Origin of the sequence: Phocaeicola sp. RTP21198st1_B8_RTP21198_201120, from assembly GCF_040929485.1 — a bacterium.
In the GTDB taxonomy this organism is placed as follows: domain Bacteria; phylum Bacteroidota; class Bacteroidia; order Bacteroidales; family Bacteroidaceae; genus Phocaeicola; species Phocaeicola dorei.
This window is the reverse complement of record NZ_JBCOCI010000023.1, coordinates 1-25,662: the sequence shown is the minus strand read 5'-3', so window position 1 is coordinate 25,662 and position 25,662 is coordinate 1. Positions and strand designations below refer to the sequence as shown.

26 protein-coding genes, 5 tRNA genes and 1 pseudogene are annotated in these 25,662 nt (G+C 40.3%); 5 read left to right on the top strand and 27 right to left on the bottom strand.

Features of this window, described 5'->3' with window-relative positions; translation table 11 throughout:
* Nucleotides 1–4: 4 nt before the first annotated feature.
* The 25 genes from rplW to rpsU form a co-directional block, all read right to left on the bottom strand.
* Nucleotides 5–295, bottom strand: a complete 291-nt coding sequence (rplW, locus tag AB5935_RS10850; protein WP_007838943.1) for a 50S ribosomal protein L23 — start codon at nt 293–295, stop codon at nt 5–7.
* Nucleotides 296–316: 21 nt separating this feature from the next.
* Complete coding sequence (gene rplD / locus AB5935_RS10845) at nt 317–943, bottom strand: 50S ribosomal protein L4 (protein ID WP_007838944.1); 627 nt, start codon at nt 941–943, stop codon at nt 317–319.
* Nucleotides 943–1,560 (bottom strand): 50S ribosomal protein L3, encoded by a 618-nt coding sequence (gene rplC / locus AB5935_RS10840; protein ID WP_005844847.1) that lies wholly within the window; start codon nt 1,558–1,560, stop codon nt 943–945. The genes rplD and rplC overlap by 1 nt, the downstream gene beginning before the upstream one ends.
* A 21-nt stretch (nt 1,561–1,581) precedes the next feature.
* On the bottom strand, nt 1,582–1,887 hold the full coding sequence (rpsJ, locus tag AB5935_RS10835; RefSeq protein WP_002558075.1) for a 30S ribosomal protein S10: 306 nt from the start codon (nt 1,885–1,887) through the stop codon (nt 1,582–1,584).
* A gap of 82 nt (nt 1,888–1,969) precedes the next feature.
* The gene (gene fusA / locus AB5935_RS10830) at nt 1,970–4,087 is read right to left on the bottom strand and encodes an elongation factor G (protein ID WP_007838947.1); all 2,118 of its coding nucleotides are present in this window, start codon (nt 4,085–4,087) and stop codon (nt 1,970–1,972) included.
* Nucleotides 4,088–4,118: 31 nt separating this feature from the next.
* Nucleotides 4,119–4,595, bottom strand: coding sequence for a 30S ribosomal protein S7 (gene rpsG, locus AB5935_RS10825; protein ID WP_007838948.1), 477 nt, complete (start codon nt 4,593–4,595; stop codon nt 4,119–4,121).
* Nucleotides 4,596–4,745: 150 nt separating this feature from the next.
* Nucleotides 4,746–5,159, bottom strand: a complete 414-nt coding sequence (rpsL, locus tag AB5935_RS10820) for a 30S ribosomal protein S12 (protein WP_005844840.1) — start codon at nt 5,157–5,159, stop codon at nt 4,746–4,748.
* 189 nt (nt 5,160–5,348) lie between these two features.
* A complete protein-coding gene (locus AB5935_RS10815) occupies nt 5,349–5,690 on the bottom strand; it encodes a DUF3467 domain-containing protein (RefSeq protein WP_005844838.1) in 342 nt (113 codons plus the stop codon).
* Between the two features lie 209 nt (nt 5,691–5,899).
* Nucleotides 5,900–10,186, bottom strand: coding sequence for a DNA-directed RNA polymerase subunit beta' (gene rpoC / locus AB5935_RS10810; protein ID WP_007838956.1), 4,287 nt, complete (start codon nt 10,184–10,186; stop codon nt 5,900–5,902).
* Between the two features lie 38 nt (nt 10,187–10,224).
* Nucleotides 10,225–14,037, bottom strand: a complete 3,813-nt coding sequence (gene rpoB, locus AB5935_RS10805; protein WP_007838957.1) for a DNA-directed RNA polymerase subunit beta — start codon at nt 14,035–14,037, stop codon at nt 10,225–10,227.
* 102 nt (nt 14,038–14,139) lie between these two features.
* The gene (gene rplL / locus AB5935_RS10800) at nt 14,140–14,514 is read right to left on the bottom strand and encodes a 50S ribosomal protein L7/L12 (RefSeq protein ID WP_005844832.1); all 375 of its coding nucleotides are present in this window, start codon (nt 14,512–14,514) and stop codon (nt 14,140–14,142) included.
* 46 nt (nt 14,515–14,560) lie between these two features.
* The gene (gene rplJ / locus AB5935_RS10795) at nt 14,561–15,079 is read right to left on the bottom strand and encodes a 50S ribosomal protein L10 (RefSeq protein WP_007838958.1); all 519 of its coding nucleotides are present in this window, start codon (nt 15,077–15,079) and stop codon (nt 14,561–14,563) included.
* 15 nt (nt 15,080–15,094) lie between these two features.
* Nucleotides 15,095–15,793: a 50S ribosomal protein L1 gene (gene rplA, locus AB5935_RS10790; RefSeq protein ID WP_007841179.1), complete on the bottom strand. Its 699-nt coding sequence runs from the start codon at nt 15,791–15,793 to the stop codon at nt 15,095–15,097.
* A 15-nt stretch (nt 15,794–15,808) separates the two neighbouring features.
* Nucleotides 15,809–16,252, bottom strand: coding sequence for a 50S ribosomal protein L11 (rplK, locus tag AB5935_RS10785; protein WP_005844826.1), 444 nt, complete (start codon nt 16,250–16,252; stop codon nt 15,809–15,811).
* A 60-nt stretch (nt 16,253–16,312) separates the two neighbouring features.
* Nucleotides 16,313–16,855 carry a transcription termination/antitermination protein NusG gene (gene nusG / locus AB5935_RS10780; RefSeq protein WP_007838969.1) on the bottom strand — a complete coding sequence of 181 codons (543 nt, stop codon included), beginning with the start codon at nt 16,853–16,855 and terminating at the stop codon, nt 16,313–16,315.
* 13 nt (nt 16,856–16,868) lie between these two features.
* Nucleotides 16,869–17,063 (bottom strand): preprotein translocase subunit SecE, encoded by a 195-nt coding sequence (gene secE, locus AB5935_RS10775; RefSeq protein ID WP_007838971.1) that lies wholly within the window; start codon nt 17,061–17,063, stop codon nt 16,869–16,871.
* A gap of 16 nt (nt 17,064–17,079) precedes the next feature.
* A tRNA-Trp gene (locus tag AB5935_RS10770) sits at nt 17,080–17,152 on the bottom strand.
* A 58-nt stretch (nt 17,153–17,210) separates the two neighbouring features.
* Nucleotides 17,211–18,395, bottom strand: coding sequence for an elongation factor Tu (gene tuf / locus AB5935_RS10765; protein WP_007838973.1), 1,185 nt, complete (start codon nt 18,393–18,395; stop codon nt 17,211–17,213).
* Nucleotides 18,396–18,446: 51 nt separating this feature from the next.
* Nucleotides 18,447–18,518 (bottom strand) — tRNA-Thr (locus AB5935_RS10760).
* Nucleotides 18,519–18,526: 8 nt separating this feature from the next.
* A tRNA-Gly gene (locus tag AB5935_RS10755) sits at nt 18,527–18,599 on the bottom strand.
* Between the two features lie 8 nt (nt 18,600–18,607).
* Nucleotides 18,608–18,690, bottom strand: a tRNA-Tyr gene (locus tag AB5935_RS10750).
* Nucleotides 18,691–18,735: 45 nt separating this feature from the next.
* Nucleotides 18,736–18,809: transfer RNA gene (locus tag AB5935_RS10745), tRNA-Thr, on the bottom strand.
* A 98-nt stretch (nt 18,810–18,907) separates the two neighbouring features.
* Nucleotides 18,908–19,207, bottom strand: coding sequence for a ribosome hibernation-promoting factor, HPF/YfiA family (gene hpf / locus AB5935_RS10740; RefSeq protein ID WP_007838975.1), 300 nt, complete (start codon nt 19,205–19,207; stop codon nt 18,908–18,910).
* A gap of 15 nt (nt 19,208–19,222) precedes the next feature.
* Nucleotides 19,223–20,104 carry a tyrosine-type recombinase/integrase gene (locus tag AB5935_RS10735; RefSeq protein ID WP_007841181.1) on the bottom strand — a complete coding sequence of 294 codons (882 nt, stop codon included), beginning with the start codon at nt 20,102–20,104 and terminating at the stop codon, nt 19,223–19,225.
* 77 nt (nt 20,105–20,181) lie between these two features.
* Nucleotides 20,182–20,373, bottom strand: coding sequence for a 30S ribosomal protein S21 (gene rpsU / locus AB5935_RS10730; protein ID WP_005844817.1), 192 nt, complete (start codon nt 20,371–20,373; stop codon nt 20,182–20,184).
* A gap of 168 nt (nt 20,374–20,541) precedes the next feature.
* Here rpsU and AB5935_RS10725 point away from each other — a divergent pair, with 168 nt between their 5' ends.
* From AB5935_RS10725 to AB5935_RS10705, 5 genes and pseudogenes are all read left to right on the top strand, one after another.
* The gene (locus AB5935_RS10725) at nt 20,542–22,323 is read left to right on the top strand and encodes an aminopeptidase P family protein (RefSeq protein ID WP_032942985.1); all 1,782 of its coding nucleotides are present in this window, start codon (nt 20,542–20,544) and stop codon (nt 22,321–22,323) included.
* A 9-nt stretch (nt 22,324–22,332) separates the two neighbouring features.
* Nucleotides 22,333–22,857 carry a gamma carbonic anhydrase family protein gene (locus tag AB5935_RS10720; RefSeq protein WP_007848308.1) on the top strand — a complete coding sequence of 175 codons (525 nt, stop codon included), beginning with the start codon at nt 22,333–22,335 and terminating at the stop codon, nt 22,855–22,857.
* Nucleotides 22,858–22,902: 45 nt separating this feature from the next.
* A complete protein-coding gene (locus AB5935_RS10715) occupies nt 22,903–23,394 on the top strand; it encodes an outer membrane protein (protein ID WP_007838985.1) in 492 nt (163 codons plus the stop codon).
* A gap of 33 nt (nt 23,395–23,427) precedes the next feature.
* Nucleotides 23,428–23,925: pseudogene (locus AB5935_RS10710) on the top strand (GNAT family N-acetyltransferase); the annotation flags it as partial.
* Between the two features lie 3 nt (nt 23,926–23,928).
* On the top strand, nt 23,929–24,465 hold the full coding sequence (locus AB5935_RS10705; RefSeq protein ID WP_032933629.1) for a GNAT family N-acetyltransferase: 537 nt from the start codon (nt 23,929–23,931) through the stop codon (nt 24,463–24,465).
* A gap of 50 nt (nt 24,466–24,515) precedes the next feature.
* On the opposite strand, the gene AB5935_RS10700 is transcribed toward AB5935_RS10705, so the two are convergent.
* Both AB5935_RS10700 and AB5935_RS10695 read right to left on the bottom strand, forming a co-directional pair.
* Nucleotides 24,516–25,217, bottom strand: a complete 702-nt coding sequence (locus AB5935_RS10700) for a response regulator transcription factor (RefSeq protein WP_007848306.1) — start codon at nt 25,215–25,217, stop codon at nt 24,516–24,518.
* A gap of 25 nt (nt 25,218–25,242) precedes the next feature.
* Nucleotides 25,243–25,662 (bottom strand): sensor histidine kinase (locus tag AB5935_RS10695; RefSeq protein ID WP_368327428.1); only part of this gene is annotated, 420 nt, incomplete at its 5' end.

Sequence of the window (25,662 nt, the reverse complement as noted above, 5' to 3'; positions counted from 1 at the left end):
TTTATTAAATATTGCTATAAAAATCAATAGTATCGCCTTCTTTCAATGTTACGATAGCTTTCTTATAAGCATTCGTACGACCATTGATGATTCCAGACTTAGTGTAACGGCTTTTACTCTTTCCCGAGTATCTTAGCGTATTTACATCTACTACTGTAACATTATACAAAGCTTCAATCTCACTCTTAATTTCCAACTTGTTAGCTTCAGGACGTACAATAAAACCGAATCGATTTAACTTCTCGGTAATTGCAGTCATTTTCTCAGTAACCAACGGTTTAATAATAATTCCCATTATCTAAGCCTCCTTTTTAAATTAAGATAAGATATTCTCGATAGCCTTGAGCGAGTTTTCTGTAACAACAAGAGTTTCAGCATTCAATACATTGTAAGTATTTAATGCAGAAGCAATTGCCACATTAGCACGTTCGATGTTACGAGCTGACAAATATACATTTTTATTAGCTTCCGGCAAAACGAGAAGCAACTTTTTGTCAGTAATTTTAAGATTATTTACCATAGAAACGAAATCCTTAGTTTTTGGAGCTTCAAATGTAAAGTCTTCAACAATAATGATTGCGTTTTCTTGAGCTTTATAAGACAATGCCGACTTGCGGGCCAATGTCTTAACTTTTTTATTCAACTTAAACCAATAGTCACGAGGTTTAGGACCAAATACGCGAGCACCACCCACCAATACCGGAGAGTTGATATCACCACGACGAGCACCGCCACCACCTTTCTGACGACCTAATTTACGAGTAGAACCGCTGATTTCGCTTCTTTCTTTAGATTTATGAGTTCCCTGACGTTGGTTAGCCATAAACTGCTTAACGTCCAAATAGATAGCGTGGTCATTGGGTTCAATTCCGAAGATAGATTCGTTTAACGTAACCTTTCTTCCGGTGTCTTCACCTTTAATATTTAATACGTTAACTTCCATTATTTCTCAATTATTACGATTGAACCTTTGCAACCCGGTACCGAACCTTTAATCAAAAGAAGATTGTGTTCCGGAATCACTTTTAATACCTGTAAGTTATGTGTAGTAACGCGGTCACCACCCATTTGGCCACCCATACGCATTCCTTTGAATACTTTTGCAGGGTAAGAACATGCACCGATAGAACCCGGCTTACGAGCGCGGTTGTGCTGACCATGAGTAGTCTGACCTACCCCACCAAATCCATGTCTTTTAACTACACCTTGGAAGCCCTTACCTTTAGAAGTACCAACAACGTCAACATAAGCTGCATCATTGAATAATTCCACTGTAATAGTGTCTCCCAAATTCAATTCTGTTTCAAAATCTTTGAACTCGGCCAAGTGTCTCTTCGGAGTTACACCAGCTTTTTTAAAGTGCCCCATCAAAGGTTTGGTAGTATGTTTTTCCTTTTTGTCCTGGAAACCTACCTGAACAGCCGCATAGCCGTCTTTCTCAACACTCTTAATCTGAGTAACTACACAAGGACCAGCTTCGATAACAGTGCATGGTACATTTTTACCATCAGCACTGAAAACGGATGTCATTCCGATTTTCTTTCCTAATAATCCTGGCATTTCAGTTAATTTTTAAATGCATTAAACTTTAATTTCTACTTCAACTCCACTCGGTAATTCTAACTTCATCAGAGCGTCTACTGTCTTAGCTGTTGAGCTATAGATGTCGATTAATCTCTTGTAAGAAGACAATTCAAACTGTTCACGTGACTTCTTGTTAACGAAAGTCGAACGGTTTACCGTGAAAATACGCTTGTGTGTAGGCAATGGAATAGGACCGCTAACAATAGCACCTGTTGCCTTCACTGTTCTAACGATCTTTTCAGCAGACTTGTCTACCAAGTTGTGATCGTAAGATTTCAGTTTAATTCTAATTTTTTGACTCATTAGATTTTAAATTAAAAATGATTAAATATAAAGTGGGGCCGGATTAAGAGTCATTCGCTAACCCGTTGCCCCTGCTTTTTTATTATACTAAGTCTACGCGACCTTTCACTTCTTCAAGTACAGCTTTAGCAATAGAGCTGGAAACTTGAGCATGATGATCGTAAGTCATAGATGATGTTGCACGACCTGAAGTAATAGTACGCAAAGCTGTTACATAACCAAACATTTCTGCCAAAGGCACTTTAGCTTTTACAATACGAGCTCCAGAACGACTTGATTCCATACCTTCGACTTGCCCACGACGCTTATTCAAGTCACCAATAACATCACCCATGTTTTCTTCAGGAGTTACGACCTCCAGTTTCATAATAGGCTCAGTCAATACAGGACCTGCTTTAGCACATGCATTTTTATAGGCTTGAATAGCACAGATTTCGAATGACAACTGGTCAGAGTCAACCGGATGGAATGAACCATCCTTCAAAACTACTTTCAGTGAATCAAGCGGATAGCCAGCCAATACACCATTCTTCATTGCGGTCTGGAAACCTTTCTGAACTGATGGGATAAATTCCTTAGGAACATTTCCTCCCTTCACTTCATCAATAAACTGCAAACCGCCTTGTGTAAAGTCTTCGTCAACCGGACCGATTGTCACAATGATATCGGCAAACTTACCACGACCACCAGACTGTTTCTTATAAACTTCACGCAATTCAACAGTCTTAGTGATAGCTTCCTTATAATTAACCTGAGGTTTACCTTGGTTACATTCTACTTTAAACTCACGTTTCAGACGATCGATAATAATATCCAAATGAAGCTCACCCATACCGGAAATAATAGTCTGTCCAGACTGTTCGTCAGTCTTAACAGTAAATGTCGGGTCTTCTTCAGCTAATTTAGCCAAGCCGTTAGACAACTTGTCCAAATCTTTCTGAGTCTTAGGTTCAACCGCAATACCAATTACAGGATCAGGGAATTCCATTGATTCCAACACAATCGGTGCATCTTCATCACACAACGTATCACCTGTACGGATATCCTTGAAACCAACACCGGCACCAATATCACCAGCTCCAATCACCTCTACAGGATTCTGTTTGTTTGAGTGCATTTGGAACAAACGTGACACACGTTCTTTTTTACCTGAACGAGTGTTATAGATATATGAACCAGCCTCTATCTTACCAGAGTAAACGCGGAAGAAAGTCAAACGTCCGACATAGGGGTCAGTTGCAATCTTAAATGCCAAAGCTGACGTTTTTTCATCCTCACTAGGTTTACGATCTTCCTCTGCTCCTGTGCTCGGGTTAGTACCTACGATAGCAGGCGTATCCAACGGAGAAGGCAAGAATGCACAAACATAGTCAAGCAATGTCTGAACTCCCTTATTCTTGAATGAAGAGCCACAGAACATCGGAACGATATCCATCTTCAATGTACCTGCACGCAAAGCACGCAAGATTTCTTCTTCAGTGATTGTAGAAGGATCGTCAAAGAATTTCTCCATTAAAGCATCGTCAAACTCAGCTACTTTTTCGAGCATTTTTTCTCTCCATTCATTAGCTTCATCAACCAAGTTCGCCGGAATTTCTTCTACGCTATAATCTGCACCCATTGTTTCATCGTGCCACAAAATAGCCTTCATTTTGATCAAATCAACAACCCCCTTGAAACTCTCTTCAGCACCAATAGGAATTACCACAGGGCAAGCATTTGCACCTAATACATCCTTCATTTGGCGAACAACTTCGAAAAAGTCAGCACCAGAACGGTCCATTTTATTAACGTAACCGATACGAGGAACATTATATTTATCAGCCTGACGCCATACGGTTTCTGACTGAGGTTCAACACCACCTACCGCACAATAAGCTGCAACAGCTCCATCCAAGACACGTAAAGAACGTTCTACTTCAGCAGTAAAATCAACGTGCCCCGGAGTATCAATCAAGTTTATTTTATAAGTATTTCCCGCATATTTCCAACGAGTAGTAGTAGCAGCAGATGTAATAGTAATACCACGTTCCTGCTCCTGCTCCATCCAGTCCATTGTTGCTGCACCATCATGCACCTCACCAATTTTGTGAGTCAAGCCAGTGTAGAACAAAATACGTTCTGAAGTCGTTGTCTTACCGGCATCGATGTGAGCCATGATACCGATATTGCGGGTCAAATGCAAATCATGTTTAGCCATTTTCGTCCTTTACTTATTAATTATTACTTGATTAGAATCTAAAGTGAGCGAATGCACGGTTAGCTTCAGCCATACGGTGCATATCTTCTTTACGCTTGTAAGCGCCACCCTGTTCGTTAAAAGCGTCAATAATCTCAGCCGCCAGTTTATCTGCCATTGATTTACCACCACGTTTACGAGCGAAAAGAATCAAATTTTTCATTGAGATTGACTCTTTACGATCAGGACGAATTTCAGTAGGAACCTGGAAAGTAGCGCCACCTACACGACGAGACTTTACTTCAATCTGAGGAGTTACATTATCCAAAGCTTTCTTCCAAATTTCCAAAGATGATTTTTCTTCATTAGGAAGTTTTGTTTTCACTGTTTCCAGTGCTGCATAGAAGATCTCATAAGATGTATTCTTTTTCCCATCATACATCAAGTGATTTACGAATTTAGAAACCTTCTGATCATTAAATACTGGATCCGGAAGGATCACACGTTTTTTTGGTTTTGCTTTTCTCATTTTTTTCTCAAAATAATGTTTTTGTTTGGGGCTGCACTTTTTCCGTTTACTTCAACGCTTCCTCTGAAACATTTACTCAACCTTTATAGCTTATTCCAACAAACCAAAACTTAAATTAAATATTCTTTGTTTCAGGAATTCAGTTACGGTTTACTTCTTTCCTTTTCCTTTTGCAGGAGCTGCAGCTTGTCCTGCTTTAGGACGCTTAGCACCATATTTAGAACGTCTTTGTGTACGACCAGCTACGCCAGCTGTATCCAAAGTACCACGAACGATGTGATAACGTACACCCGGAAGGTCTTTCACACGACCACCACGCACCAACACGATTGAGTGTTCCTGCAAGTTATGACCTTCTCCCGGAATATAAGAGTTTACTTCCTTAGAGTTAGTCAGACGCACACGAGCAACTTTACGCATTGCTGAATTCGGCTTTTTCGGAGTAGTAGTATACACACGAACACAAACGCCACGTCTTTGAGGACATGAATCCAGTGCCGGAGATTTACTCTTCTCAACCAAAACCTCTCTTCCTTTTCTTACTAATTGTTGAATAGTAGGCATTTTGTTTGATTTTTAATTATTATATATTGTTTATTAATTTGCTATACTAAGTCCAAAACTATACATTTTGGGCTGCAAAGTTACGAATAACATTTTAATAAACAATACTTTCTACTAATAAAAATAGTCTGTTTCTCAAAAAAAGTTTTTGAAAAACAGACTACTATGTTATTTTTGCTACAAAAGCCCTTATGCCTCCCCTTTAAATCCGCTTATAGGAGGAATGAATGTTTTTCCATCCGGTCCATTATTTCCCCCATTCATTTCTTCCGGCATTCGAATAGGTCCAAAATTACGTTCGTATTTTGCAACATTCTCCTGTAATGCATACATCAAACGTTTTGCATGTTCAGGGGTCAGTACAATACGTGACTGCACTCCAGCTTTGGGCAATCCCGGCATTACACGCACAAAATCAACAATAAATTCCGAACTGGAATGGGTGATAATGGCAAGATTTGCATACGTTCCTTGAGCTACTTCTTCTTTCAACTCTATCTGCAACTGATTATTATTTTTTTCGTTTTCCATGATTTTATACTTTAGCATTAAAAAATATTCTGAATCTCAATATCCCCAACTCCTATTCTTTGGTTGGAGTACAAATATAGACATTTATTTGTAATAATACAACATACTTATTATTCTATATAATTTTCCTATAGCATCTACTATAATAAACCTAAAGAGGCTGATTTCTGTCTAAGAAATCAGCCTCTTTTACAGTGTATATATTAAAATTACTCTACCTCACTATAATCGAGTACATTCTTACGATTGGCAAGAATACGGTCATATTCTTCCTTCGAACCAACAATAATCTTTTCGAATTCACGCTGACCAGTACCAGCAGGAATCAAGTGACCACAAATCACATTTTCCTTCATACCTTCCAATCTATCAACCTTACCATTAATAGCAGCTTCATTCAAAACTTTCGTTGTTTCCTGGAATGATGCAGCAGACATGAAACTCGAAGTTCCCAAAGCGGCACGGGTGATACCTTGCAAAATCTGGGTAGATGTAGCAGGAATAGCATCACGTACCTCAACAGGCTTCAAGTCACGACGTTTCAACATACTGTTCTCATCACGCAACTTACGAGCAGTAACAATCTGACCCGGCTGCAAATTCTGAGAATCACCAGCGTCAACAACTACTTTCTTGCCCCAAATACGATCGTTTTCTTCCATAAACTCTTGCTTATCCACTACCTGCTGTTCCAAGAAGCGAGTATCGCCCGGCTCATCGATTTCTACCTTACGCATCATTTGACGAACAATAATCTCAAAGTGTTTGTCGTTAATCTTCACACCCTGCAAACGGTAAACGTCTTGCACTTCATTTACGATGTATTCCTGTACAGCCGTGGGACCTTTAATGGCCAAAATGTCAGCAGGAGTAATCGCACCGTCAGACAGCGGAGTTCCGGCACGAACGTAGTCATTCTCCTGAACCAATATTTGTTTAGACAGATTCACCAAATACTTTTTCACTTCACCTGTCTTAGATGTGACAATAATTTCACGGTTACCACGCTTAATCTTACCCATAGTAATTTCACCGTCTATTTCAGAAACGACAGCAGGATTAGATGGATTACGAGCCTCAAACAGCTCTGTAACACGAGGAAGACCACCGGTGATATCACCAGCCTTGCCTACAGCACGAGGAATCTTCACAATAATGTCACCAGCTTTCACTGCCTGACCGTTTTCAACCACAACATGCCCCCCCACGGGTAAGTTATAAGTACGGATCAAATTACCATCCTCGGTTACAATATGGGCAGAAGGTACTTTTGTCTTATCCTTAGACTCGATAATGATAATTTCACGCAGACCGGTAGCTTCATCAGACTCTACCTTATAAGTTACGTTTTCAACCACACTCTCGAATTCAATCTTACCAGTAGCCTCTGTGATAATAACAGCGTTGAACGGATCCCACTTAGCAATCAGTTTTCCTTTCTCAACAATATCACCGTCCGCAGCATATAATTTTGAACCATAAGGCACGTTATGAGTTGACAGGATAATTCCTGTATTCACATCGATAAAGCGGACTTCAGCCAAACGACCGACTACCACTTTCACAGCCTCACCCATTTCATCAACCGTATCTACCGTACGTAATTCTTCGAATTCCAAACGTGCATTATTCTTGGCGACAATGCTTGCATTAGCAGCCATATTACCTGCGATACCACCGGCGTGGAATGTACGCAATGTCAACTGTGTACCCGGCTCACCAATAGATTGGGCAGCGATTACACCGACTGCTTCACCTTTCTGAACCATACGACTGGATGCCAAGTTACGTCCATAACACTTAGCGCATACCCCTTTCTTAGATTCACAAGTTAATACCGAACGGATTTCAACGCTTTCAATCGGAGAATCCTCGATTTCCTGCGCAATATCCTCTGTAATCTCCTCTCCACCGGCTACAATCAGTTTACCAGTAGTAGGATGGACGATATCATGTACAGAAACACGTCCTAGAATACGTTCGTACAAAGTAGCAATAACTTCATCGTTATTCTTCAAGGCCGTACAAACCAAACCACGAAGTGTTCCACAGTCTTCTTCATTGATAATCACATCATGCGACACGTCTACCAGACGGCGGGTCAAGTATCCCGCATCAGCAGTCTTCAACGCAGTATCCGCCAAACCTTTACGAGCACCGTGGGTAGAAATAAAATACTCTAACACAGACAAACCTTCTTTAAAGTTTGAAAGAATAGGGTTTTCAATAATCTGTGCGCCTTCAGCACCGGCTTTCTGCGGTTTCGCCATCAAACCACGCATACCAGACAACTGACGAATCTGCTCTTTAGAACCACGGGCTCCGGAGTCAAGCATCATAAATACTGAATTGAAGCCTTGGTCATCATTCTTAATCGTCTTGTAAAGTATATCAGACAGGTCACTGTTCACGTGAGTCCATGTATCGATAACCTGGTTATAACGTTCATTGTCAGTAATGAAACCCATGTTATAGTTCATCATAATCTGTTCCACTTCCTCATTACCACGTTTTACCAGTTCTTCTTTTTCTTTCGGGATAATAATATCACCCAAGTTAAATGACAGACCACCCTTGAACGCCATATAGTAACCTAAGTTCTTAATACCATCCAAGAATTCACAAGCACGTGCAACACCGACAGCTTTGATAACATCACTAATGATATCTCGCAAAGACTTTTTGGAAATAATGGTATTCAAGTACCCCACTTCCGCCGGAACGATTTCATTTACAATCACACGCCCTACGGAGGTTTCTTTCATCATCACATCTACGATTTTGCCATCTTTGTCCAAGTCCTTCACCACTACGTTGACGATAGCATGAATATCCACTTTACCTTCATTATAAGCAATCAAAGCCTCTTCCGGACCGTAGAAAGTCAAGCCTTCACCTTTAGCCCCTTTTCTCAACTTGGTAATATAATACAAACCAAGTACCATATCCTGTGCAGGCACAGTAATAGGAGCACCATTAGCAGGGTTCAGAATGTTATGAGCCTGAAGCATCAACATCTGTGCTTCCAGAATCGCATCATTACTCAAAGGCAAGTGAACCGCCATCTGGTCACCATCGAAGTCGGCATTGAACGCTGTACAAGCCAATGGGTGCAACTGAATAGCTTTACCTTCAATCATATGCGGTTGGAAAGCCTGAATACCCAAACGGTGCAGAGTCGGCGCACGGTTCAGCAATACAGGATGACCTTTCATGACATGTTCCAAGATATCCCAGATCACAGGCTCCTTGCGGTCTACAATCTTCTTTGCAGATTTTACAGTCTTCACAATACCACGTTCAATCAACTTACGGATGATAAACGGCTTGTAAAGCTCTGCAGCCATCAGTTTAGGAATACCACATTCACCCATCTTCAATTCAGGACCAACAACGATTACCGAACGAGCAGAGTAGTCAACACGCTTACCCAGCAAGTTCTGACGGAAACGTCCTTGCTTACCCTTCAAGCTATCGGACAGTGATTTCAATGGACGATTAGCGTCAGTCTTCACTGCACTTGATTTACGTGAGTTATCGAACAAGGAATCGACAGCCTCCTGCAACATACGTTTTTCGTTACGCAAAATCACTTCGGGAGCCTTGATTTCAATCAATCTCTTCAAACGGTTGTTACGGATAATCACACGACGATACAAGTCATTCAAGTCAGAGGTAGCAAAACGGCCACCATCCAACGGAACCAATGGACGCAGTTCAGGAGGAATAACCGGCACAATACGTACAATCATCCATTCAGGTTTATTACGTCCGCGAGATGCACGGAACGATTCAACTACCTGCAGACGCTTCAAAGCCTCATTCTTACGTTGCTGCGAAGAATCATTACTTGCTTTATGACGTAATTCATAAGATAAAGCATCCAAATCCAAAGTTGAGAGCAGATCATAAATAGCTTCTGCCCCCATCTTAGCAATAAACTTATTCGGATCTGTATCTTCTAAATATTGGTTTTCTTTAGGAAGTGTATCCAAGATATCCAAATACTCTTCTTCAGAAAGCAAATCATATTTATTAATGCCATCTTCAGCCTTCACACCCGGCTGAATAACCACATAACGTTCATAATATACAATAGCGTCTAGTTTCTTTGTAGGCAGCCCCAACAAATAACCGATCTTGTTCGGCAATGAACGAAAATACCAAATATGCGCTACAGGCACAACTAACTGAATATGTCCCATACGTTCACGACGGACCTTCTTTTCAGTCACTTCAACGCCACATCGGTCACAAACAATACCTTTATAACGGATACGTTTGTACTTACCGCAATGACATTCGTAATCTTTCACCGGACCGAAAATACGCTCGCAGAACAAACCATCACGTTCCGGTTTGTAAGTACGGTAGTTGATCGTTTCAGGCTTCAACACCTCACCGCTCGAATTCTCAAGGATTTCTTCGGGTGAAGCCAAGCCAATTGAGATTTTCGAGAAATTACTCTTTATCTTAGTTTCTTTTCTAAAAGCCATACTTCCTTATTTATAATGTAAAGAGTTATATTTTTTTATTATTCAAGGTTGATACTCAAGCCAAGACCTCTCAGTTCGTGTAACAATACATTCAGAGATTCGGGGATACCCGGAGTTGGCATAGGTTCACCTTTCACAATAGCTTCGTAAGCCTTTGAGCGTCCTACAACGTCATCAGACTTAATGGTCAGAATTTCCTGTAAGATATGTGCTGCGCCGAATGCTTCAAGCGCCCAAACTTCCATTTCTCCGAAACGCTGACCACCGAACTGTGCCTTACCACCAAGCGGCTGCTGAGTAATAAGGGAGTACGGACCGATAGAACGGGCATGCATCTTATCTTCAACCATGTGCCCTAGTTTCAACATATAAGTTACACCCACTGTTGCAGGTTGGTCAAAGCGTTCACCTGTACCACCATCACAAAGATAAGTCTTACAATAACGAGGCAATCCAGCTTTATCTGTCCATTCATTTAAATCATCCATAGAAGCACCATCAAAAATAGGAGTAGCAAATTTCACACCCAACTCTTTTCCGGCACGACCTAATACGGCTTCGAAAATCTGACCAATATTCATACGAGAAGGCACACCCAACGGATTCAATACGATATCTACTGGAGTACCATCTGCTAAGAACGGCATATCTTCCTGACGAACCACACGAGAAACAATACCCTTGTTACCGTGACGTCCCGCCATCTTATCACCTACACCAATCTTACGCTTCTTGGCAATATAAACCTTAGCCATCTGAATAATGCCCGCAGGAAGTTCATCACCGATAGTGATAGCAAACTTCTTACGCTTTAATTCAGCATCCAATTCTTTATATTTCTTCAAATAATTCATCACCAAGTCGCGAATCATATCATTCTTATGAGCATCAGCTGTCCACTTGCTCAACTGGATAATAGTATAATCCAATGATTCCAAATCGCGTTTGGTGAACTTCGCCCCCTTGGCAATAACTTCCGTTCCCAAATAATCTTTCACTCCTTGGGAAACCTTACCATTAGTCAAAACCAATAGTTTCTCAATCAAAATATCTTTCAGTTTTGCTGCCTTTTCTTCGAATTCATCATTCAGTTTAGGCAGAATAGCCTTATCGGCATTCTTCTCACTTCTACTCTTGATAACACGTGAGAACAACTTCTTGTCAATAACGACACCACGTAATGACGGAGAAGCTTTCAATGAAGCATCCTTCACATCACCTGCCTTATCACCGAAAATAGCACGAAGCAATTTTTCTTCCGGAGAAGGATCTGATTCACCTTTCGGAGTAATCTTACCAATCAAGATATCACCCGGTTCGATACGTGCACCTACACGTACAATACCGTTTTCATCCAAATCTTTGGTAGCTTCTTCACTCACATTAGGAATATCAGAAGTTAATTCTTCCATACCGCGTTTCGTTTCGCGGACCTCCAAAATATATTCATCAACGTGTACAGAAGTCAGCAAGTCCTCACGTACAACGCGTTCATTCAATACAATAGCATCCTCGTAATTATAACCTTTCCAAGGCATATAAGCCACCAACAGGTTTTTACCCAATGCAAGCTCACCACCCTGAGTTGAATATCCTTCAGTCAGGATATCACCCTTCTTCACACGTTGGCCCTTATCACAAGTAGGACGAAGGTCAATAGTCATGCTTTGGTTGGTTTTACGGAATTTAGGAATTCTATATTCTTTCAAAGCAGGTTCGAAGCTTACGAATTCCTCATCTTCATTTCTATCGTACAGGATACGGATAGTCGTTGCATCTACATATTCTACAACACCATCACCTTCTGCAGCAATCTGAGTACGAGAGTCTTCAACCAATTGTTTTTCAATACCTGTGCCTACGATAGGAGCTTCTGTACGCAACAAAGGAACTGCCTGGCGCATCATGTTCGATCCCATCAATGCACGGTTAGCATCGTCATGTTCCAAGAACGGAATCAAAGAAGCAGCAATAGAAGCGATCTGCTGTGGAGAAACATCCATTAACTCTACTTGGTCAGGAGTAACAACCGGATAATCAGCATCACGGCGGGCTTTTACTTTCTCACGAACAAATTTACCTTCATCATCCAACGGGGCATTACCCTGAGCGATAATCTTATCCTCTTCTTCTTCGGCTGTCAGATATTCAATACCTTCATCAGATATATCCACCTTACCATCAGCTACTTTACGATAAGGAGTTGAAATAAAGCCAAGCTCATTAATCTTAGCATACACACACAAAGAAGAAATCAAACCGATATTCGGACCTTCAGGAGTTTCGATCGGACATAAACGACCATAGTGAGTATAGTGTACGTCACGAACCTCGAAACCGGCACGCTCACGTGACAAACCACCAGGACCTAACGCTGACAAACGACGCTTGTGAGTGATTTCAGCCAACGGATTAGTCTGATCCATGAACTGAGACAAAGCATTTGTACCAAAGAATGAATTGATAACAGAAGAAATTGTCTTTGCATTAATCAAATCAATCGGTGTAAACACTTCATTGTCACGTACGTTCATACGTTCACGTATAGTACGAGACATACGTGCCAAACCAATCGCAAACTGGTTAGACAACTGCTCGCCTACCGTACGTACACGGCGGTTGCTCAAGTGGTCAATATCATCAACATCCGCTTTAGAATTAATCAACTCAATCAGATACTTGATGATTTCAATAATATCTTGTTTTGTCAATACCTTCACATCCATATCCGTAGTCAGACCCAACTTTTTGTTGATTCTATAGCGGCCTACTTCACCAAGGTCATATCTTTTTTCAGAGAAGAACAGGTTGTTGATAACCTCACGGGCACTGGCATCATCAGCCGGGTCTGCATTACGCAACTGGCGGTAGATATAAAGCACAGCCTCTTTTTCAGAGTTACTCGGGTCTTTCTGAAGAGTATTAAATATAATAGAATAGTCGGATGAATTCGCCTCTTCCTTGTGAACAAGGATATTCTGAACGCCTGAATCAATAATTTCATCGATATGCTCCTCTTCAATTACAGTTTCACGGTCGATGATAACCTCATTACGTTCAATAGAAACTACTTCACCAGTGTCTTCATCTACGAAATCTTCTGTCCATGTTTTCAAAACACGAGCAGCGAGTTTTCTTCCTACGACTTTCTTCAAATTAGTCTTGTTAACTTTAACGTCTTCAGCCAAGTTAAAGATTTCGAGGATATCTTTATCATTTTCAAAGCCTACAGCTCTCAGCAGAGTAGTAACAGGCAATTTCTTTTTACGGTCGATATACGCATACATCACATTATTGATGTCTGTTGCGAATTCGATCCATGAACCTTTGAACGGGATAATACGGGCAGAATACAATTTCGTACCGTTAGCATGTACGCTCTGACCAAAGAATACCCCCGGAGAACGATGCAACTGAGAAACGACTACACGTTCTGCACCATTAATTACAAAAGTTCCTTTCGGAGTCATATACGGAATAGGACCCAGATAAACATCCTGAATGACTGTGTCAAAATCTTCATGATCAGGATCAGTACAATACAGCTTCAATTTCGCCTTCAAGGGCACGCTGTATGTGAGGCCACGCTCCAGACACTCGTCTATTGAATAGTGAGGCGGGTCAATGTAATAGTCCAAGAATTCAAGGACAAAGTTATTACGAGTGTCAGCGATAGGGAAGTTTTCAGCAAATACCTTGTACAGCCCGTCATTCTTACGTTTTTCGGGCGGGGTATCCAACTGTAAAAAGTCTTGGAATGACTTCAATTGCACTTCCAAGAAATCCGGATACTTCATCGGATTCTTAATGGAAGCAAAATTAACTCTTTGATTTTCAGTATTTGAAGACATTTGTTAATATTTTGTAGAACTTAATAATAATATAGACACAAAAAGGTTAAGAATCCTCTACCAGAGGATTCCTAACCGTATTACCTGATACTCAGGCTAATATTATTTAAGCTCAACTTCAGCTCCAGCTTCTTCCAAAGTTTTCTTCAGTGATTCAGCTTCGTCTTTAGCCAAGCCTTCTTTTACTGTGCTAGGAGCACCGTCTACCATGTCTTTAGCTTCTTTCAAGCCAAGACCACATGCTTCTTTAACGGCTTTAACAACCTGCAATTTTGCAGCACCAGCGCTCTTCAAAACTACATCAAAAGATGTTTTTTCTTCAGCAGCAGCTGCACCAGCAGCAGGACCAGCAGCAACAGCTACAGCTGCAGCAGCAGGTTCAATACCGTATTCTTCTTTAAGGATAGTTGCAAGTTCATTAACTTCTTTTACTGTCAAGTTAACTAATTGTTCTGCAAAAGCTTTCAAATCTGCCATTTTTGTATGATTTTAATTGTTTGTTACTAATTGATTATAAAATTGATTATTCGGCGCGTTCGCCCAGAGTTTTAAGTACTCCATGAATGGTGTTACCACCTGATTGAAGAGCTGAAATAACATTCTTCGCCGGTGATTGCAACAATGCAATAATGTCAGCGATAACCTCATTCTTACTCTTGATATTGCAGAGAGCATCCAGTTGATCTGCACCTACATAGAAACCTTCTTCAGCATAAGCTGCCTTCAATGCAGGAATGTCCTCTTTGTATTCTTTCAACAACTTTGCAGGAGCGTTAGCTACTTCGCTAAACATTACAGAAGTTGTACCTTTCAAAGAATTGAACAACGGAGAGAAATCAACATCTTCCATGCTCATCAGAGCTTTGTGAAGCAAAGAATTCTTCACAACAACCAGCTTAATACCGGCTTTGAAACATTTTCTTCTCAGTTCACTTGTCTTAGCTGCGTCCATAGCAGTTGTGTCAACCAAGTAAAAATGTCCGTATTGCTTAACGGTTTCAGCCAACTGACCAATAATAACGCCTTTATCTTCCTTTCTCATGATTCCTCCTTATTATTAGTTTTCTTCTACAGTTTTGGGATCAATCTTGACACCCTTACTCATAGTACTTGAAAGATAAATACTCTTAATATAGGTACCCTTAGCTGAGCTTGGTTTCAATTTGATGATAGTAGCGATAAATTCTTTCGCATTATCACGAATCTGATCTGCAGTGAAAGACACCTTACCAATTGAAGTATGAACAATACCGCTCTTATCAACCTTAAAGTCAATCTTACCTTGCTTAACTTCCTTAACAGCCTTAGCTACATCCATAGTTACAGTACCACTCTTAGGATTCGGCATTAATCCACGAGGACCAAGAACACGACCTAAAGCACCGATCTTACCCATGATAGACGGCATTGTAATGATTACATCAATATCAGTCCATCCACCTTTGATCTTTTCAATATATTCATCAAGACCAACATAGTCAGCGCCAGCTTCTTTTGCAGCAGCTTCAGCATCAGGTGTACACAGAACCAAAACACGTACTTGCTTACCTGTTCCGTGAGGCAGCGAAACTACACCACGAACCATCTGGTTAGCTTTACGAGGGTCTACACCTAAACGTACGTCAATATCTAATGAAGCATCAAATTTAGAAAAAGTAATATCTTTAACTAACTGTGCAGCTTCTTTCAGTGAGTATGCTTTCCCTGCTTCAATTTTTTCTGCAGCCAACTTTTGATTTTTTGTCAGTTTACCCATTATAATTGAAGTTTATTAGTTATTACCCGGGAATTCCCCTTTTACAGCGATACCCATACTTCTAGCTGTACCAGCTACCATAGTCATAGCAGACTCGATAGTGAAGCAGTTCAAGTCAACCATTTTGTCCTGAGCAATCGTACGAACTTGTTCCCATGTAATTTCGGCAACTTTCTTACGATTAGGCTCAGCAGAACCACTCTTAATCTTAGCCAATTCAAGCAATTGAATAGCTACGGGAGGAGTCTTGATAACAAAATCAAAAGACTTATCTGCGTAGTAGGTAATGATTACAGGTAAAATTTTACCTGCTTTGTCCTGGGTTCTGGCATTGAATTGCTTGCAAAATTCCATGATATTAATACCCTTAGAACCCAAAGCAGGTCCAACGGGAGGTGATGGATTTGCAGCGCCTCCTTTAATCTGTAATTTGATTAGTCCAGCAACTTCTTTAGCCATTTTGTTTCTAATTTTTATATATTAATTATAGCGAAAGTCCAATGCACGTAACAGAATGCATTATTCTTTCTCGACATCCATAAAGCCAAGTTCCAGCGGAGTTTTACGTCCGAAGATCTTAACCATAACCTTCAACTTCCGTTTTTCGGTGTTCACTTCTTCAATGAGACCACTGAAGCCACTGAACGGTCCAACGGTAACTTTCACTGTTTCGCCTACGGTATAAGGTACATTAAGTTCCTCACCACTTTCCTGAAGTTCATCCACCGTACCAAGTATACGATTCACTTCCGATTGTCTCAAAGGAACCGGATTTTCGGAACCTCCCAAGAAGCCGATTACATTCGGAGTGTTTCTCAAATGATGAGCAACTTCACCGACCAAAGCGGCCTCGACTAAAACGTATCCGGGAAGATAACTTCTTTCTTTCACAATTTTCTTACCATTGCGAACCTGATACACTTTCTCGGTAGGAATCAACACCTGAGACACATACTCGCTAAGGTCACTGTTCTTAATGTCAGCATCAAGATATTCTTTAACCTTGCTTTCTTTTCCACTAACAGCACGTAATACGTACCACTTTTTTTCAATCTCAGACATTTTATTCAATTAATTAGTGCGGATAGATAATATCCTCCATTACAAACTGGAAGACTGAATCCATAAGAAAAACGACTAACGCAATGAGTAGGGAAGCATATAAAACAACCACTGCGCTACTAGAAAGTTCTTTACGAGTCGGCCATGATACTTTATGGACTAATTCGTCGTAAGATTCTTTACAATAATTTGCTACTTTCTGAAACATATTCTTTCAAGTTTAGCACGGGAGGAGAGGTTCGAACTCCCGACACCCGGTTTTGGAGACCGGTGCTCTACCAACTGAGCTACTCCCGTAAAAATCAGTTCCCGAAGCCTTACGACCGAGAACTGATCATATATATTTATCCAAGTGTTAGTCAAGAAGTTCTGTTATCTGTCCAGCACCTACAGTACGTCCACCTTCGCGGATAGCGAAACGCAAACCTACATTCAATGCAACCGGGTAAATCAACTCAACTGTAATAGTTACGTTATCACCAGGCATTACCATTTCAGTTCCTTCCGGCAAAGTGATTTCACCTGTACAGTCCATTGTACGCAAGTAGAACTGAGGACGGTATTTATTGTGGAACGGAGTATGACGGCCACCTTCTTCTTTCTTCAAGATATAAACCTCAGCTTTAAACTTAGAGTGAGCCTTAACCTGACCCGGCTTACACAAAATCATACCGCGTTTGATTTCGTTTTTGTCGATACCACGCAACAACAAACCAACATTATCACCAGCTTCACCTTGATCCAACAATTTACGGAACATTTCAACACCAGTAACAACAGATTTCTTATCTTCACCCAAACCAAGGATTTCAACTTCGTCACCTACATGGATAACACCAGCTTCGATACGACCTGTAGCAACAGTACCACGACCAGTAATAGAGAACACGTCTTCAACAGGCATCAAGAAAGGTTTATCAATATCACGCGGAGGCAATGGAATCCACGTATCAACTGCATCCATCAATTCCATTACTTTCTCTTCCCATTGAGGAACACCATTCAAAGCACCTAATGCAGAACCGCGAATGATAGGAGTATTATCGCCATCGAAATCATAGAATGAAAGCAATTCACGCATTTCCATCTCCACCAATTCCAACATTTCCTCGTCATCAACCATATCACACTTATTCAAGAAAACGACCAAACGAGGTACATTTACCTGACGAGCCAACAGAATATGCTCACGAGTTTGAGGCATCGGACCATCAGTTGCAGCACAAACAATAATTGCACCATCCATCTGAGCAGCACCCGTAACCATGTTTTTCACATAGTCGGCGTGACCCGGACAGTCAACGTGAGCATAGTGACGATTTGCAGTTTGATATTCTACGTGAGAAGTATTGATAGTAATACCTCTTTCTTTTTCTTCAGGAGCGTTGTCGATAGAATCGAAAGAACGCAATTCTGAAAGACCTTTTTTAGCCAACACAGTAGTGATAGCAGCAGTCAAAGTGGTTTTACCGTGGTCAACGTGACCGATAGTACCAATGTTAACGTGCGGTTTCGAACGTTCAAATTTCTCTTTAGCCATAGCTTTACTTGTTATTTATTTGATTAATAATCAGCAATTACGTTATTAAAGAGCTGTTAACGAGACTTGAACTCGTGACCTCTTCCTTACCAAGGAAGTGCTCTACCACTGAGCTATAACAGCAAAAAAAGAGCGGAAGACGGGGCTCAAACCCGCGACCCTCAGCTTGGAAGGCTAATGCTCTATCAACTGAGCTACTTCCGCAATTTTTGTGGGCAAAGATGGATTCGAACCACCGAAGTCGAAAGACAGCAGATTTACAGTCTGCCCCATTTGGCCACTCTGGTATTTGCCCAACTTATTTTTCAAAGAACAACTAGCTTCTCAGCACCTTTTCTTGAGCCTCTTGTCGGATTCGAACCAACGACCCCGAGATTACAAATCACGTGCTCTGGCCAACTGAGCTAAAGAGGCTTGTCATACCTAACTTCACAACCATTCCACCTTGGATGGTTAAGCGGCTGCAAAGTTAGATATTTATTTTAAATCTCAAAAACTTTCAGCGATTTTTTTTATTTACCGCGCAGTTTTTCTTTATATTTTGTCAATTGCTTGGAAAGCGCATCTACGCACACATCAACCGACTCTTCAAATGTATCACTCACCTTTTCTGCAAAAAATTCTCCATTAGGCACCAACACTTTCATACTAGCCTCCTTATTCATTGCAGTTTCAGGCTTTACAACTTTTAATGACACCTCCACTTTATTTATATCGTCACAATACTTTTCTAACTTAGCAGTCTTCTTCTGGATAAAATCCTGAAGTCTTTCTGTTGCATCGAAATGAATAGCTTGAATTCTAACTTCCATAAATACCTCCTTTTTTTACGCTCTTGGATGAGCTTGTTCATAAACTTTTTTAAGTTCCTCAAAAGTCGTATGCGTATAGATTTCCGTTGTAGTCAGACTACTATGACCCAGTAATTCTTTTACCGCGCCCAACTCTGCCTCATTATTCAACATAGCAGTTGCAAAAGTATGCCTCAACACATGCGGACTTCTTTTTTTCAGCGATACCACTTTTGAAAGGTTCCGTTTCACTAAAAGATATACCTTTCCAGGATACATCCGTTTTCCGTTCTTTAAAACAAAGAACGCCCCAGCCTTTCCAGGTAACACTTCATTCCTTATCTTCAAATAAACAAACATCGCCCTTCGCAGTTCTTCACCGAAAGGAATCAACCGCTGTTTATTTCTCTTCCCTGTCACTTTTATCAGAGATGCAGAGAAATCGACATCCACGTCATTCAGCCCTATTAACTCGGAAAGCCGCATGCCTGTAGCATAAAACATTTCCAATACCATTCTATCCCGACAACCTGTAAAATCCTCCTTAAAAGGAACATCATCCAAAAGTCGGTCCATTTCACGTTCTTTCAGAAATACAGGAAGAGGCTTCTTGTTTTTCGGACCAATGATTTTCAACATCGGATCCTCCCCTATCACACCTTTCTTTAGAAGGAAACGATAAAACGATCGGAGTGAACTCAATTTCCGATTTACAGAAGCAGATGTATATCCGTCCTCTATCAGGTTCATCACCCAACCACGAACCAAATCAGCATCTACCGTTGTAAAATCGACATTCTCATCTTTTCCCCTGATGTATTCTTCAAACTTGATCAGATCTATTCCATAACTAACTATTGTTTTCTCAGAATAGTTTCTTTCAAACCGAAGATAATCCAAAAAAGAGTCTGTCATCATAAGAAACGTCGCTTATCAATTCAGCAACGAATATATGAAAAAGAATTCAATTATTCAAAGAATGTGCGAGTTTTTAATTATTCTTCTACTTGCTGAAGTTTCTGAACATAGATAGCACGTTCTCTTTTCAGCCTGTTCAATACAGACGGCTTGTCAAACTGCTGTCTAGCTCTTAGTTCTTTTACAACACCTGTTTTCTCAAATTTTCTTTTGAACTTCTTCAGCGCTTTTTCAATGTTTTCGCCTTCTTTTACTGGTACTACAATCATTGTTTTTAATTATTAAATATGTTGTTATTAATATTTTCAGATAGTCAAATTGCGGCGCAAAATTACACATACTTTCTTTATTTACAAAACTTTCCGCAATTATTTATTTAAAATAATCTAGAAATCGTATCTTTGCTTTCCAGTACAAACCATTATAAACCTATTAAAATGAAATCGGAAATTATAAATAGAATAGTTAGTCTGCGCAATTTCATGCGTAAACACAAGCTTTCAGCCTTTATTATCCCCAGTACGGACCCCCACTCGGGAGAGTATATCCCCAAACATTGGGAAGCACGTAAATGGATATCAGGTTTCACAGGTTCGGCAGGTACAGTTGTCGTAACGCTGGATAAAGCCGGACTTTGGACAGATTCACGCTATTTTCTTCAAGCGACCGCACAATTGGAAAACACAGGCATTACTTTATTCAAAGAACGATTACCGGAAACTCCTTCCATTGTAGAGTGGTTGGGCTGTGTATTGAATTCAGAAGATAATGTGGGTATAGACGGTTGGGTTAACAGCTATCAAGAAACAAGCAACTTACAGAAAGAATTAGAAAAAAAACAGATACACTTAACCCTTACTCCCGATCCATTCAATGAATTATGGACAGACCGGCCTGCATTGCCCGACAACAAAGTTTTTATACATGAATTGAAATATGCCGGTCTCAGTTGCAAGGATAAAATCACTCAAATACAAGAAGCCACCCGTCGTAACAGTTGCACAGGCATTCTAATTTCTGCACTGGATGAAGTGGCATGGACTCTAAACTTGCGGGGAAGTGACGTACACTGCAATCCGGTTTTTGTGAGTTACCTTCTCATCACGGAATATAGTTCCACCTTATATATAATAGAGAATAAACTGTCAGATGAAGTAAAAGACTATCTAGCAGAAAACGGAGTTACAGTGAAACCTTATTCAACAATTGAAAAAGATTTAAAAGATTTTACCGGCAAACTCCTGTTGTCAGCTAGTATCAATGCAGCCATTCATGCAGCAGCCTGCACCCATTCTTTAATAGAAATAGCTCCTTCACCTGTACTTTTTTTAAAAGCGGTAAAGAATGAGACGGAAATAGAAGGCTTCCATCGCGCTATGAAACGCGACGGAATAGCCATGGTTAAATTTCTCCGCTGGCTGAAAACAGCTGTTTCTACTGGAAATGAAACCGAAATAAGTATAGATAAGAAATTATACGAATTCCGTGCCGGACAAGACTACTTCAATGGTATCAGTTTTGACACCATTGCCGGATATAAAGCTCATGGCGCTATTGTTCACTATGAAGCAAGCCCCGAAACCGATATCCCCTTAAAACCTGAAGGTATGCTGCTGCTGGACAGTGGAGCACAATATTTGGACGGAACAACTGATATTACCCGTACCATCGTTTTAGGAGCGCTCACGAAAGAAGAAAAAACGGATTACACATTAGTCTTAAAAGGATTTATCCAACTCTCAATGGCTCAATTTCCACATGGAACTTGCGGAACACAACTAGATGCGCTGGCCCGCCTCCCTATGTGGAAAGCCGGAATCAACTACCTGCATGGAACAGGCCACGGTGTAGGTTGTTTCCTGAATGTACACGAAGGTCCTCACCAATTCCGCATGAACCACATGCCAGCCTTACTTGTTCCAGGCATGACAGTAACCAACGAGCCCGGTATATATAAAGCCGGCCGTCATGGAGTACGTACGGAAAATACCATGTTAATTGTTCCGTCACAAGAGACAGAATTCGGTACTTACTATAAATTCGAACCACTTACCCTCTGCCCTATTGACAAAGAAGCCATCCTAACAGATATGCTGAGCGATGAAGAAATAACATGGTTCAACCAATATCATGAAAAAGTTTACAATTGTTTGAGCCCGGAATTGAACAACGAGGAACGCGAGTGGTTAAAAGAAGTAACATCTCCTTTAAAACGGTAGAAATTAATTATGGCACTTATAAAATCAGTAAGAGGATTCACTCCAAAAATCGGCGAAAACTGTTATTTAGCCGATAATGCCACTATTATTGGTGATGTTGTAATCGGAAAAGATTGCAGCATTTGGTTTAACGCCGTATTACGCGGCGATGTTAATGCTATCCGCATAGGCAACCGCGTAAATATCCAGGATGGCAGTGTAGTACACACACTATATCAAAAATCAGTTGTAGAAATCGGGAATGATGTTTCTGTAGGACATAATGTAACCATACATGGCGCGACTATAAAAGACGGCGCTCTGATTGGAATGGGCTCTACCGTACTAGACCACGCTGTCGTAGGTGAAGGAGCTATTGTAGCTGCGGGAGCACTAGTACTCAGTAACACCGTCATCGAACCTGGAAGCCTATGGGCAGGAGTTCCAGCCAAATTCGTCAAAAAAATTCCCGAGGCACAGAGCAAAGAGCTCAATCAGAAAATTGCCAATGGATATTTAATGTATGCTTCCTGGTTTAAGGAGGAAGAAAAATAATTCTACATATAAAGAAAAGTTAGTATTCATTTAAAATGATTGATTATGAAAAAAATTATTATTGCAGCATGCATGACGCTTTTAAGTTTTAGTTCTGTTTTTGCACAAAAAGGAAAGCAAGCTATTGGTGGTAATCTAAGTTATGGAACTGAAATAGAGAGTATTGGTCTTGGTCTGAAATATCAATATAATATTACTGATCAAATCAGAATCGAGCCATCTATGAATTACTTTTTTAAAAATGACGGACTTAGCATGTTTGACATCAATGCAAATATCCACTACCTTTTTCCCATAGCAAGCAATGTAAGTTTATATCCATTAGCAGGATTTACATACACTAACTGGCATTTGGATTTAGGAAAAGTAGGCGATTACGATGTCAGTGGAAGTGATGGAAAATTCGGAGTTAATTTAGGGGCAGGCATGGAGTTTACCTTAGATAAAAGCTGGAGTCTAAACCTCGACATTAAATACCAATTAATTAGCGATTTAGATCAAGCAGTATTCAATCTTGGCGTAGCCTATAATTTCTAATTAATAACCAGAGAAGGATAAAAGTGCTTTTAAATGCACCTTTATCCTTCTTCACCTTACAAAGAACAAACCTGCTCTACCTATTTTTACACTAACTTACAAATATGGCACACTATGAATAAAATACGACTACTCACAAAAGATGAGCTCCCAAAAGCTATCGAACTATCCTGGCAAGTTTTCACCATTACCAGCAAAGAAGATTTCAACGATGAGGGATTAGAATTTTTCAAAAGCTTTATTTATAACGAAAAATATATAGACGAAATCACATTTTACGGTAGTTTTAACAATAAAGTCCTAACAGGCATTTTAGGTATAAAAAATAATGGTAAACATATCTCCTTATTTTTTATCAAGCCTGAATATCACAGGCAAGGATTAGGGAAAACCCTTTTCCACTACGTCTTCGCCCTTCATCCTTCCATTGAAACCACGGTTAATTCTTCTACTTACGCCATTCCTTTCTACCAGAGTCTGGGATTTGCTGTCGTAGGAGAAAAACAAAATTACCACGGACTCTGCAGCACCCCCATGAGACGCTATCATGCTGTATTTGTACAAAAGCAAAAGTACACACTACGTACCTGGCAAACAGAAGACGCTCATTCATTAGTTCAAGAACTGAATAACAAAAAGATTTGGGACAATTGCCGCAATGTATTCCCCCACCCTTACAGGCTGGAACATGCAGAAACCTTTATTGACCTCATCAAGAAAAAAGAAGGTATTCATGATTTTTGTATTGAAGTCAATGGAAAAGCCGTAGGTAATATCGGATTTATACCCGGCACAGATGTGGAATGCTTCAATGCCGAAGTAGGGTATGTTATCGGAGAAAAATATTGGAACCAAGGTATTGTAACCGACGCATTACAAGAAGCCATCTACCATTACTTCACTTATACGAATACAATACGTATATTCGCACTTGTCTTTGAGCACAACTTTCCTTCCATGCGAGTATTAGAAAAGACCGGCTTCAACAAAGTCGGGATAATGACAAAATCCATTTTCAAGAATGGTCATTTCACCAATGCCCATCTTTTCGAGTTGCTTAAAAACACTTAATGTTCAAAAAATGCCAAAAGAACTTACAATGAATGTTATATTACACATATTCATCCTTTGTCCGAAAGACATAACCCCACTCCTTTCACAGTCTTTATCTGTATCCGTTCATCATCAGCAAACAGTTTTCTAAGTCGAGTAACAAAAACATCGAGACTACGTGATGCAAAAAAATCATCCTCCGTATCCCATAGTCTTGAAAGAATAACATCCCGTCTTACTAGTTCATTTTTCTTTTTACAAAGCATCTGAAGCAGTTTCGCTTCGCGTTCCGTCATTGTCTTTTGTACACACGACGAACACTTTAATACTGCATGAACAGCATCAAATGTATAATTTTCACCAATCTGATAAACCTCACTTTCATTAGCAGCTCCCATTCCCTGCTTCATTTTCAACAAGGCACCAATATGCGCATCCAGTTCTTCCGCCAAAAAAGGTTTCTTAATATAATTATTCACTCCCAGTTCATAACCTTTCACCACATCTTTAGGCGAAACTCTACCCGAGGTAAAAACAATGGGAATAAATCCATCCGTTTCCCGGATACGACGTACCATTTCATAACCATCCATAACAGGCATCTCAATGTCTGAAATAATGATATCGGGATGTTGCTCCTTCCATATCCTCAGCCCTTCCTCGCCATTGGAAGCAGTCATCACCTCGTATCCACCTATCATATCCTCCAATCCACCACGGATAATGTAACAAAGATTAGTATCATCTTCTACCAACAACAGTTTTATCATATCATCTTCCTTCTTTAAAAAACATTTATACCCTCTCCTCACTCGGCAAAAAAAGAAGAAATTCACTATACTCCCCTTCAATGCTTTCCACACACACTTTTCCACCATGCGCCTCAGCCACGCGGAAAACATAATTCAAACCCAGTCCGAAACCTGACGCACCACCTTTACGGCTGCGGTCGGCAGCCGAAGCACGTTCGTATTTCTCGAAGATACGGCTCTGATCCTTCAACGGAATACCCATGCCGTTATCTCTTACCTTTATCAAATAAAAGTTATGGTCCTGGCGCAAGGATGAAATCTGTATTTCCACCTCTTCACCTGAATATTTTATAGAATTGTCTACCAAATTACCAATAGCTTCTTTCAACCTCAAATCCGCAACTAAGCCCTTGAACGTCCTTATTGCGTTTACACGTCCTCTCATTACTGAATTTGTAGATAA

What these genes read in the sequence shown, in the direction of transcription:
- nusG (WP_007838969.1), bottom strand. Translation starts at nt 16,855, where the DNA reads ATGTCTGAGATTGAAAAAAAGTGGTACGTATTACGTGCTGTTAGTGGA.
- hpf (WP_007838975.1), bottom strand. Translation starts at nt 19,207, where the DNA reads ATGGAAGTTAGAATTCAAGCTATTCATTTCGATGCAACAGAAAGACTT.
- AB5935_RS10815 (WP_005844838.1), bottom strand. Translation starts at nt 5,690, where the DNA reads ATGGAAAACGAAAAAAATAATAATCAGTTGCAGATAGAGTTGAAAGAA.
- rplC (WP_005844847.1), bottom strand. Translation starts at nt 1,560, where the DNA reads ATGCCAGGATTATTAGGAAAGAAAATCGGAATGACATCCGTTTTCAGT.
- secE (WP_007838971.1), bottom strand. Translation starts at nt 17,063, where the DNA reads ATGTTTCAGAAAGTAGCAAATTATTGTAAAGAATCTTACGACGAATTA.
- rplK (WP_005844826.1), bottom strand. Translation starts at nt 16,252, where the DNA reads ATGGCTAAAGAAGTTGCTGGACTAATCAAATTACAGATTAAAGGAGGC.
- rpsU (WP_005844817.1), bottom strand. Translation starts at nt 20,373, where the DNA reads ATGATTGTAGTACCAGTAAAAGAAGGCGAAAACATTGAAAAAGCGCTG.
- rplJ (WP_007838958.1), bottom strand. Translation starts at nt 15,079, where the DNA reads ATGAGAAAGGAAGATAAAGGCGTTATTATTGGTCAGTTGGCTGAAACC.
- AB5935_RS10735 (WP_007841181.1), bottom strand. Translation starts at nt 20,104, where the DNA reads ATGATGACAGACTCTTTTTTGGATTATCTTCGGTTTGAAAGAAACTAT.
- rpoB (WP_007838957.1), bottom strand. Translation starts at nt 14,037, where the DNA reads ATGTCTTCAAATACTGAAAATCAAAGAGTTAATTTTGCTTCCATTAAG.
- AB5935_RS10725 (WP_032942985.1), top strand. Translation starts at nt 20,542, where the DNA reads ATGAAATCGGAAATTATAAATAGAATAGTTAGTCTGCGCAATTTCATG.
- fusA (WP_007838947.1), bottom strand. Translation starts at nt 4,087, where the DNA reads ATGGCTAAACATGATTTGCATTTGACCCGCAATATCGGTATCATGGCT.
- rpsL (WP_005844840.1), bottom strand. Translation starts at nt 5,159, where the DNA reads ATGCCTACTATTCAACAATTAGTAAGAAAAGGAAGAGAGGTTTTGGTT.
- tuf (WP_007838973.1), bottom strand. Translation starts at nt 18,395, where the DNA reads ATGGCTAAAGAGAAATTTGAACGTTCGAAACCGCACGTTAACATTGGT.
- rpoC (WP_007838956.1), bottom strand. Translation starts at nt 10,186, where the DNA reads ATGGCTTTTAGAAAAGAAACTAAGATAAAGAGTAATTTCTCGAAAATC.
- AB5935_RS10715 (WP_007838985.1), top strand. Translation starts at nt 22,903, where the DNA reads ATGAAAAAAATTATTATTGCAGCATGCATGACGCTTTTAAGTTTTAGT.
- rplD (WP_007838944.1), bottom strand. Translation starts at nt 943, where the DNA reads ATGGAAGTTAACGTATTAAATATTAAAGGTGAAGACACCGGAAGAAAG.
- AB5935_RS10705 (WP_032933629.1), top strand. Translation starts at nt 23,929, where the DNA reads ATGAGACGCTATCATGCTGTATTTGTACAAAAGCAAAAGTACACACTA.
- AB5935_RS10720 (WP_007848308.1), top strand. Translation starts at nt 22,333, where the DNA reads ATGGCACTTATAAAATCAGTAAGAGGATTCACTCCAAAAATCGGCGAA.
- rplW (WP_007838943.1), bottom strand. Translation starts at nt 295, where the DNA reads ATGGGAATTATTATTAAACCGTTGGTTACTGAGAAAATGACTGCAATT.
- rpsG (WP_007838948.1), bottom strand. Translation starts at nt 4,595, where the DNA reads ATGAGAAAAGCAAAACCAAAAAAACGTGTGATCCTTCCGGATCCAGTA.
- rplA (WP_007841179.1), bottom strand. Translation starts at nt 15,793, where the DNA reads ATGGGTAAACTGACAAAAAATCAAAAGTTGGCTGCAGAAAAAATTGAA.
- AB5935_RS10700 (WP_007848306.1), bottom strand. Translation starts at nt 25,217, where the DNA reads ATGATAAAACTGTTGTTGGTAGAAGATGATACTAATCTTTGTTACATT.
- rpsJ (WP_002558075.1), bottom strand. Translation starts at nt 1,887, where the DNA reads ATGAGTCAAAAAATTAGAATTAAACTGAAATCTTACGATCACAACTTG.
- rplL (WP_005844832.1), bottom strand. Translation starts at nt 14,514, where the DNA reads ATGGCAGATTTGAAAGCTTTTGCAGAACAATTAGTTAACTTGACAGTA.